The following is an 8,545-nucleotide window of genomic DNA, read 5'->3' as shown; positions in this document are numbered from 1 at the left end:
GGTGGTCCGCTGCGGTGAAACGCCCTCTAGGACCCACCATTGATTCGGTCAAACTCTTTTCTCGAGAAAGTTTTCCACATACGGAACCGGTCTTGTGGAAAAGCGATAGGTTGTAAAATCCGGCTCTGCCTTTTCACGGAGCCGGGCGTCAAAGAGAACTGGCCAGCAGATCCGCTCTGTTATCTGCCAGCTTCACCAGCAACTCGCCGAACAGACCATTGGCCCAGGCGAACCACGGCCGAGTGAAAATGGAGGGATTGTCGCTGTCGGCAGATTCGTGGATGAAGCCGGTGCCGCCGTCGCTGTCTCTCAGCATGCGCAGCATCGTGCGGATCACCTGCGGATCCCTGCTCGAAGACGCTCTGACGATGAGGCTCATCGGCCAGACTTTTCCCAGACCGACATGCGGACCGCCGATGCCTTCCAGCCTGGAACCTCGGAAGAAGTAGGGATTAGCCTCGGACCAGCACGCTTCGGCGGTCGCGCGCCATAGCGGATCGTCCGCCGCCACGCATTGCAGATAGGCAAGGCCGAGCAGCGAGGGAACGTTGGCATCGTCCATGAACATCGCATTGCCGAAGCCGTCCACTTCGTAGGCCCAGACCCGGCGGCCGTCGGGCAGAGACATCGTTCCCCATTTTCGCAGCGCGGCTTCCACTTCGCTTGCCAAAGCACGGGCGTCTTCGGCCAGAGCGGTGTCTCCGCGTGCCGCTTCGGCGACGGTCGCCATTTCCCGCAAAGTCGCCACGGCGAAGAGATTTGAGGGGATCAGGAACGGGTAAGTGCAAGCATCGTCGGAGGGGCGGAACCCGCTGTGGATCAGCCCGACGGACCGGCTGGGGGCGCCCCAGCCTCCGAGTTGAAGCGTTTCGGTCGGCCGGTCGCTGGTACGGCGAAAGCTATAGGGCCCGCGCGATTGCTTGCGCTGCTGTTCGCGCAGGGTGCGCAAGCAGGTCCGGGACGCCTCGGTCCATGTTCCGTCGAACGGCGCCTTGTCCTGCGTTTCCTGCCAGTACCGATAGCCCAGCCGCATTGGGTAACAGAGCGAATCGATCTCCCATTTGCGCTCCGCCACGCCCGGCTTCATCTCGGTCTGATCCGTCCGCGCCCAGGAAAGACCGCTCTTCGCCGAGGGATCGCGCATGAAGGCATTGGCGTAGGGATCGATCAGGATCGAGCGGGCCTGACGCGCGATCAGCCCGCGAAAGAGCGCGACGAGGGCCGGATCCCGAGCGGCGAGATGGACGTAAGGAAGGACTTGGGCGCTGCTATCGCGCAGCCAGAGGCACGGAATGTCCCCGGTTATCACGAACGCGTCCGCCCGCCCGTCCACTGTGTCCATGAAGACCGTGGTATCGAGCGTATTCGGATAGCAGCCCACGAACATCGCGCGCAGCTTGGGGTCGGCGATCTTTCGCGAGACCCGCTCGATCTCGGCCTCGACCGCTCGGCTGACGTAGCGCCTTTGCGCGGGCGCAGGCCGGCCTCCGCCCGCCGGCATGGGGACGTCGGCCGCACGGGCCGCTCTCAAGGTGAAGCCGAGCCCCGCCGCCATGCCCCCGGCCAACATGCTGCGCCGGTCGTGCCCCTTCATCCCCATAATTCGCATCGCTCCCCTGGCCGCGACGATTGCGGCGCTTTCCAGACCTGGCCTTAACAGGTGGGGAAACGACGGCTTCGTCAACAGGTTGCGGTTTACGGCATTGCCCTGCGGCAATGCTCCCCCTTAGGACAGGAGCATGAGTGCCTTTACCCGCCGCCGCCTGATGACGGGATCCTGCCGCATGGCGCTGCTGGCGGCGGCCGTGTCGGGGGGCGTCGTCCACGCTCTGGAAGGCGAGATTGCCGCCAGGGCCGATCCGTTCATCGGCACCGGCGGGGACGGCCATACTTTCCCCGGCGCAACCCTGCCTTTCGGCATGGTCCAGCTCAGCCCGGATACTGACACGGCGCGCTGGGCGACCTGTTCCGGCTATCGCCACGGCGACCCTTCGATGCTGGGCTTCTCGCATACCCACCTCTCGGGAACAGGCATCGGCGACATGCTGGATGTACTGGTCGTGCCCTGCCGGGGCGAGGTGCGCCTGGAGCCGGGACCGCTCGACCGGCCGGACGAGGGCTACCGTCTGCGCTATTCGGATGAAGCGGCCGAGCCCGGCTTCTACCGTGTCCGGCTCGGGAACGGGGTGATCAGCGAGTTGACCGCCACTCTGCGCACCGGCATCCAGCGCCATACTTATCCGAACGGCGGCGGCCATCTGCTCATCGACCTCTCGCACTTCGCAGCCGACGCTTCGGGCGCACACCCGGTGATCGACGAAGCGGAAATGACCCTGCAGGCCGACGGAACGCTTACCGGGCAGCGCCGTGTGTTCCGCTGGGCACGCGGCCGGCGCATCCACTTCGCCATGCAGTTTTCGCGACCGCCGAGCCAGATCGCGTTCTTCGGCGACGGCGACGCTCCGCAGCCGCCCGAAAGCAGGCAAGTCAAAGGTCGACGGCTGAAGGCGGTGCTCCACTTCGACGACGCCGCCAGCGCGCCGATCGTCGTGCGTACCGCCGTGTCCGCCATGGACGTCGCGGGCGCGCGCGCCAACCTTGCCGCCGAAGCGCCGCATTTCGACTTCGAAGCCTATCGGCAGGCCGCCAGCCGGGCCTGGGCGCAGGAACTCTCCCAGATCGGCGTGAGCGGCGGGACGGCCGAGCAGCGGACGATCATGGCGACGGCGCTCTATCATGCCGCCGTCGCTCCCACGCTGCTGTCGGATGTGGACGGGCGCACCATCGGGCTCGACCGCAAGATCCACCCGCTCGGCCCCGGCGAGAAGGCTTACAGCGCCTATTCGCTCTGGGACACATACCGCGCCTGGCATCCCTTGCAGACGCTGCTGCGACCTGCCCTTGTCGCGGCATTCGTGACCGACCTCGTGCGCCAGACCCGGCAGAGCTTGTTCGGCCCGCCGGTCTGGCCGCTCCAGGGCGTGGAGACCGGCTGCATGATCGGCTGGCACTCGGTGCCGGTGCTGGCCGAAGCGATGGCGAAGGGCATTCCCGGCGACTATGCCGCCGCCTGGCCCGCCATTCGCAAACGGGCCTTCGACTTCACGGCGCCTGTGCTGGACAATGCGCTGGGCATCCCGCTCTACGATGCGAAGGGCTACATACCGGCCGACAAGGTCTTCGAGAGCGTGAGCCGTACGCTGGAATATGCCTACGACGACCATGCCGCCGCCCGCATCGCCCACGCCGTCGGCGCACCGGAGGATGCCGCCCGACTGGAGGCGCGATCCGGCAACTGGCGAAACGTATTCGACAGGGAAACCGGCTTCGCTCGGCCCCGCCTCGACGACGGATCCTTCGCCCAGCCCTACGATCCCGCCGCGCTCGGCCATTCGGCCAAGTGGCGCGACTTCACCGAAAGCAACGGCTGGCAGGCCACCTTCCTCAACCAGCACGACGTCCATGGTCTTGCCGAGGCATTGGGCGGGCCTGCCGGGCTCGAGGCCAGGCTGGACGCCCTCTTCGCCGCGCCTTCCACTTTGCCGAAGGACGCACCGCCGGACATCAGCGGCATGGTCGGCCAATATGCGCATGGCAACGAGCCTTCGCACCACATCGCCTACCTCTACGCCTGGACCGGCGCGCACTGGAAGACCCAGGCCATGGTCCGTCGATTGCTGGCCCTGATGTACCGCGCCCGGCCGAACGGCATGATCGGCAACGACGATTGCGGGCAGATGAGCGCCTGGTTCGTGCTCTCCGCGCTCGGCTTCTATCCGGTCGACCCGGTCAGCACCGTCTATGTTTTCGGCAGCCCCTTGTTCGAAGAAGCCCGCGTGCGGCTGGGCAATGGGCGGAACCTGGTCGTGAGCGCGCCCGGCAACCGGTCGGATCGACCTTTTTACGGGCGCGTCGAGTGGAACGGCAGGCCCCTCGAGCGCTGCTGGATCGGCCATGACGAGGTCATGGAGGGCGGCCGTCTGACGTTCCGCATGCAGAATGTGCCCGACCTTTCCTTCGGACGCGATCCGCGATCCTGGCCGCCCCCGCCGGGACCGGCCCCTACTGCCCGCAGATGACAGGAGCATCACGATGGCGCAATCGACGCGCGCGACCAGGACACTCGAGCAGGCCGGCATCACGTTCGGCCTCCATGCCTACGACTACGACCCTTCTGCCGGGAGCATCGGCCTGGCCGCTGCCGAGGCCTTGGGCGCCGACCCCGCCCAGGTGTTCAAGACGCTGATGGTCCTTGCCGACGGCAAGCCGGCCTGCGTCATCGCGCCGAGCAGCGGCGAAGTATCGATGAAGAAGGCCGCGGCAGCGCTCGGCACCAAGGCGGCCGCGATGATGACGCCCGCGCAGGCGGAACGGCTGACCGGCTATAAGATCGGCGGGATCAGCCCCTTCGGCCAGATGCGCCGGGTGCCGATGGTGATCGACGAGACGGCCATCCTCTGGGATGCGATCTTCCTGAACGGCGGTCAGCGAGGCTTGCAGGTCCGGCTCACCGGGGAGGATGCAAGGCGTGTGCTGGACGCGGCGCTGGGCGACATTTCCGCCTAGAAGCGTTTTTCAGAACGCGCATCGGGGCTCCGGCGCTGCTCCCTTCGGGTAAGCGGTATGCGCGCTATGCGCCTTGGCGACGAAGCCGACAGCTTGAAAAATCGGGCATTTTCCTTCGCGTGAAGGCGCGAAATAGCTCAGGATTCCGCCACTGCCGCCTTGGCCGAAAGGTAGGCTTGCCACCCTGCAACCACATATTTAATGTCAACCAATTCCATAGAGTTTAGGCATTATCCATCTGATCGGAGACATGACACGATGAATGCCAGAGCCTTCCATCGCCGCCTATTCGTTTCGGCGGCCGCCGCGGCGGCACTTACTGTTTCGCTGGGGGCCTGTTCGGGCGGCAAGTCGGGCAACTCGGTCGAGATCACCAACGTCTCCTACGATCCGACGCGGGAACTCTACCAGGCCGTGAATCCGGCCTTCGCCGCTTACTGGAAGAAGAAGTCCGGCCAGGACGTGACTTTCCGCATGAGCCACGGCGGATCGGGCAAGCAGAGCCGCGCGATCATCGACGGGCTCGAAGCCGATGTCGCCACTCTGGCGCTGGCCTACGATATCGATGTGATCGCAAGCAAGGCGAAGCTCCTGCCGGCCGACTGGCAGAAGGCCCTGCCGGACAACAGCGCGCCCTACACGTCGACGATCGTGTTCCTTGTCCGCAAGGGCAATCCCAAGGGCATTCGGGACTGGAACGACCTGGTGAAGCCGGGCGTGCAGGTCATCACCCCGAATCCTAAGACCAGCGGCGGTGCGCGCTGGAACTTCCTTGCCGCCTGGGCTTACGGGCGGAAGGCCGGCGGTTCGGATGCGGCGGCCGAGACTTATGTGAAGCGTCTCTTCGGCCAGGTTCCGGTGCTCGACAGCGGTGCGCGGGGGGCCACCACCACTTTCGTCGAGCGCGGTATCGGCGACGTCCTGCTCGCCTGGGAGAACGAAGCGCTCCTGGCCGAGAAGAAGCTGGGCGCGGGCAAGTTCGAGATCGTCGTGCCCTCGATCTCCATCCTCGCCGAGCCTCCCGTGGCCGTGATAGCCCGGAACGCGAAGAAGCACGGCACCGAGGAAGTGTCCAAGGCCTACCTCGAATATCTCTATACGCCCGAGGCCCAGGTCGCGATCGCGCGCAACTTCTACCGTCCCAGCGATCCCAAGATCGCGGAGCAGTTCGCCGCGCAGTTCCCGAAGCTGAACCTCACCACCATCGATAAGGACTTCGGCGGCTGGACCAAGGCGCAGAAGACCTACTTCGACGACGGCGGCGTGTTCGACCGCATCTACACCAAGAAATAAACCGCGCCTCGCGCCAAGATCGAGCAGGCCACTGCAGATGCCATCCATGACGACGCGCAAAGCCTCCTGGCGAGCGCCCTCCGTTCTGCCGGGCTTCGGGCTGACCTTCGGGTTCACCCTGGCCTGGCTTTCCCTGATCGTGCTGATCCCGCTATCCATGCTGTTCATCAAGTCGGCCGGAATGGGCTGGCAGTCCTTCGTGGACGTCGGCTTTTCCGACAGAGCGTTGACCGCCTATCGCCTGAGTTTCGGCACGGCTCTGGCAGCGGCCTTCGTCAATGCCGTGTTCGGCCTGCTGGTCGCCTGGGTGCTTGTCCGCTACGCCTTTCCCGGCAAGCGCGTGATCTCCGCGCTGGTGGACCTGCCCTTCGCGCTGCCGACCGCCGTCGCCGGCATCGCGCTCACCGCGCTCTATGCGCCGAGCGGCTGGGTGGGGCAGTATCTCGATCCGCTGGGCATCAAGGTGGCCTTCACGCCCATCGGCATCACCGTGGCGCTGATCTTCATCGGCCTGCCCTTCGTGGTCCGCTCGGTCGAGCCGGTGCTGGCCGACCTCGGCAAGGACGTGGAGGAAGCCGCCGCGACGCTGGGCGCCAATCGTGCGCAGACGTTCGCGCGGGTGATCTTCCCGGCAATCCTGCCCGCGCTGTTCACCGGCTTCGCGCTGGCCTTCGCCCGCGGCGTGGGCGAATATGGCTCGGTCATCTTCATCTCCGGCAACATGCCCGGCCGCACCGAGATCGCGCCGCTGCTGATCGTCACCCAGCTCGAACAATACAATTACGACGGCGCCACCGCGATCGCGATGGTCATGATGCTGGTGTCCTTCGCCGTGCTGTTCACACTGAACGCGGTCCAGTCCATCCGTCGCAGGAGGCTCGGCGCATGAAGCGGCACAATCCCGGAACCGAAAGCCGCACTGCGCAAGTCCTGCTGATCGGCCTGGCCCTCGCCTTCCTGGCGTTCTTCCTCATGCTGCCGCTGATCGCGGTCTTCAGCGAAGCCCTGAAGCAGGGGCTCGGCCTGTTCCTGAGCGCCGTCTCCAATCCCGACGCGCTTTCGGCGATCCGCCTGACCCTGATCATCGCCGCCATCAGCGTGCCGCTCAACATGGTCTTCGGCGTGGCAGCAAGCTGGGCGATCACCAAGTTCAGCTTCCCCGGCAAGAACCTGCTGCTGACGCTGATCGACCTGCCGTTCTCGGTCTCGCCCGTCGTCTCCGGCCTGATCTTCGTGCTGCTGTTCGGCGCGCAGGGGCTGCTGGGACCATGGCTTTCCGCGCAGGGCGTGAAGATCATCTTCGCGGTGCCGGGCATCATCCTCGCCACCGTCTTCATCACCTTCCCCTTCGTCGCGCGCGAGCTGATCCCGCTGATGATGGAGCAGGGCAAGGACGACGAGGAGGCGGCGCTGTCGCTGGGCGCGAACGGTTGGCAGACCTTCTGGCACGTCACCCTGCCGAACATCCGCTGGGGCCTGCTCTACGGCGTGCTGCTCTGCAACGCCCGCGCCATGGGCGAGTTCGGCGCGGTTTCGGTGGTCTCCGGCCATATCCGAGGCGAGACCAATACCATGCCGCTGCACGTCGAGATCCTCTACAACGAATACGATTTCGTCGGCGCTTTTGCCGTGGCCTCGCTGCTGGCGGCCCTTGCCCTTGTCACGCTCGTCCTCAAGACCGTGCTCGAATGGCGCTTCGACCTTCACTCGGGAGCAAGACATTGATCCGCGTAGAAAACATCACCAAGCGCTTCGGCAACTACCCGGCGCTCCACGGCATCGACCTGGAGATCCAGCCCGGCGAGTTCATCGCCCTGCTCGGCCCCTCGGGATCGGGCAAGACGACCCTGCTGCGCATCATCGCCGGCCTGGAATTCCAGGACGAAGGCCACGTTCACTTCAACGGCGACGATGTCTCCGACATCCCCGTAGGCAAGCGCAACGTGGGCTTCGTGTTCCAGCAATATGCGCTGTTCCGCCACATGACGGTGGCCGACAACATCGCCTTCGGCCTCACCGTTCGCAAGGCAAGCCGCCGCCCCGCGAAAGCGGAGATCAAGGCGCGCGCGCAGGAACTTCTGCGGGTGGTCCAGCTCGAAGGCCTGGGCGACCGGTATCCGGGCCAGCTCTCAGGCGGTCAGCGCCAACGCGTCGCCCTGGCCCGCGCGCTCGCCATCGAACCCAGCCTGCTCCTGCTCGACGAACCCTTCGGCGCGCTCGACGCCAAAGTCCGCAAGGATCTGCGCCGCTGGCTGCGCGACCTGCACAAGCAGATGGGCCTCACCTCGATCTTCGTCACCCACGACCAGGAAGAAGCGCTCGAGCTTGCCGACCGCGTGGTGGTGATGGACCATGGCCGCATCGACCAGATCGGCACGCCCGAGCAGGTCTACATGGAACCCGCCACGGCTTTCGTCTCGCACTTCGTCGGCGAGACCAACCGCCTTCCGGACGGCCGACACATCCGCCCCCACGACTTCGAGATCGCGGCGCACGGCCGGGACCGCGTGCTGGTCGACAACGTCTTCCGCAAGGGCGGTTCATGGCGCGTGGAAGGCCGGCTTGAGGAGGACGGCACCATCATCGAGATCGACGTGGACGCCCACGAAGCGCCGCCCGCGATCGGCGACACCGTAACGATCGCCGCGCGGCGAGAACGAACCTTCTCCAACCCCGGAGACTGACG

7 protein-coding genes are annotated in these 8,545 nt (G+C 65.7%); 6 read left to right on the top strand and 1 reads right to left on the bottom strand.

Annotated features, from left to right (window positions below; all coding sequences use genetic code 11):
• Positions 1–148: 148 nt before the first annotated feature.
• Positions 149–1,600: a glycoside hydrolase family 125 protein gene (locus L284_RS25750; RefSeq protein WP_031341315.1), complete on the bottom strand. Its 1,452-nt coding sequence runs from the start codon at positions 1,598–1,600 to the stop codon at positions 149–151.
• Between the two features lie 139 nt (positions 1,601–1,739).
• On the opposite strand from L284_RS25750, the gene L284_RS25745 reads away from it, so the two are divergent.
• From L284_RS25745 to L284_RS25720, 6 genes are all read left to right on the top strand, one after another.
• The gene (locus tag L284_RS25745; RefSeq protein ID WP_021232137.1) at positions 1,740–4,079 is read left to right on the top strand and encodes a GH92 family glycosyl hydrolase; all 2,340 of its coding nucleotides are present in this window, start codon (positions 1,740–1,742) and stop codon (positions 4,077–4,079) included.
• Between the two features lie 13 nt (positions 4,080–4,092).
• Positions 4,093–4,566, top strand: coding sequence for a Cys-tRNA(Pro) deacylase (gene ybaK, locus L284_RS25740; RefSeq protein ID WP_021232136.1), 474 nt, complete (start codon positions 4,093–4,095; stop codon positions 4,564–4,566).
• Between the two features lie 258 nt (positions 4,567–4,824).
• Positions 4,825–5,859 (top strand): sulfate ABC transporter substrate-binding protein, encoded by a 1,035-nt coding sequence (locus L284_RS25735; protein WP_021232135.1) that lies wholly within the window; start codon positions 4,825–4,827, stop codon positions 5,857–5,859.
• A gap of 46 nt (positions 5,860–5,905) precedes the next feature.
• Positions 5,906–6,748 (top strand): sulfate ABC transporter permease subunit CysT, encoded by an 843-nt coding sequence (cysT, locus tag L284_RS25730; protein ID WP_021232134.1) that lies wholly within the window; start codon positions 5,906–5,908, stop codon positions 6,746–6,748.
• A complete protein-coding gene (gene cysW / locus L284_RS25725) occupies positions 6,745–7,584 on the top strand; it encodes a sulfate ABC transporter permease subunit CysW (protein ID WP_021232133.1) in 840 nt (279 codons plus the stop codon). Before cysT ends, cysW begins: the two co-directional genes overlap by 4 nt.
• Positions 7,581–8,543 (top strand): sulfate/molybdate ABC transporter ATP-binding protein, encoded by a 963-nt coding sequence (locus L284_RS25720; protein WP_021232132.1) that lies wholly within the window; start codon positions 7,581–7,583, stop codon positions 8,541–8,543. Before cysW ends, L284_RS25720 begins: the two co-directional genes overlap by 4 nt.
• Positions 8,544–8,545: the final 2 nt, after the last annotated feature.

It is taken from the genome of Novosphingobium lindaniclasticum LE124 (assembly GCF_000445125.1).
In the GTDB taxonomy this organism is placed as follows: Bacteria; Pseudomonadota; Alphaproteobacteria; order Sphingomonadales; family Sphingomonadaceae; genus Novosphingobium; species Novosphingobium lindaniclasticum.
The sequence above is the reverse complement of the archived record's forward strand: the minus strand, read 5'-3'. Positions and strand labels throughout refer to the sequence as shown.

Bases quoted from the DNA above. Each gene is read 5' to 3' on its own strand.
- L284_RS25735 (WP_021232135.1), top strand. From the start codon at position 4,825: ATGAATGCCAGAGCCTTCCATCGCCGCCTATTCGTTTCGGCGGCCGCC.
- L284_RS25745 (WP_021232137.1), top strand. From the start codon at position 1,740: ATGAGTGCCTTTACCCGCCGCCGCCTGATGACGGGATCCTGCCGCATG.
- ybaK (WP_021232136.1), top strand. From the start codon at position 4,093: ATGGCGCAATCGACGCGCGCGACCAGGACACTCGAGCAGGCCGGCATC.
- cysW (WP_021232133.1), top strand. From the start codon at position 6,745: ATGAAGCGGCACAATCCCGGAACCGAAAGCCGCACTGCGCAAGTCCTG.
- L284_RS25750 (WP_031341315.1), bottom strand. From the start codon at position 1,600: ATGGGGATGAAGGGGCACGACCGGCGCAGCATGTTGGCCGGGGGCATG.
- cysT (WP_021232134.1), top strand. From the start codon at position 5,906: ATGACGACGCGCAAAGCCTCCTGGCGAGCGCCCTCCGTTCTGCCGGGC.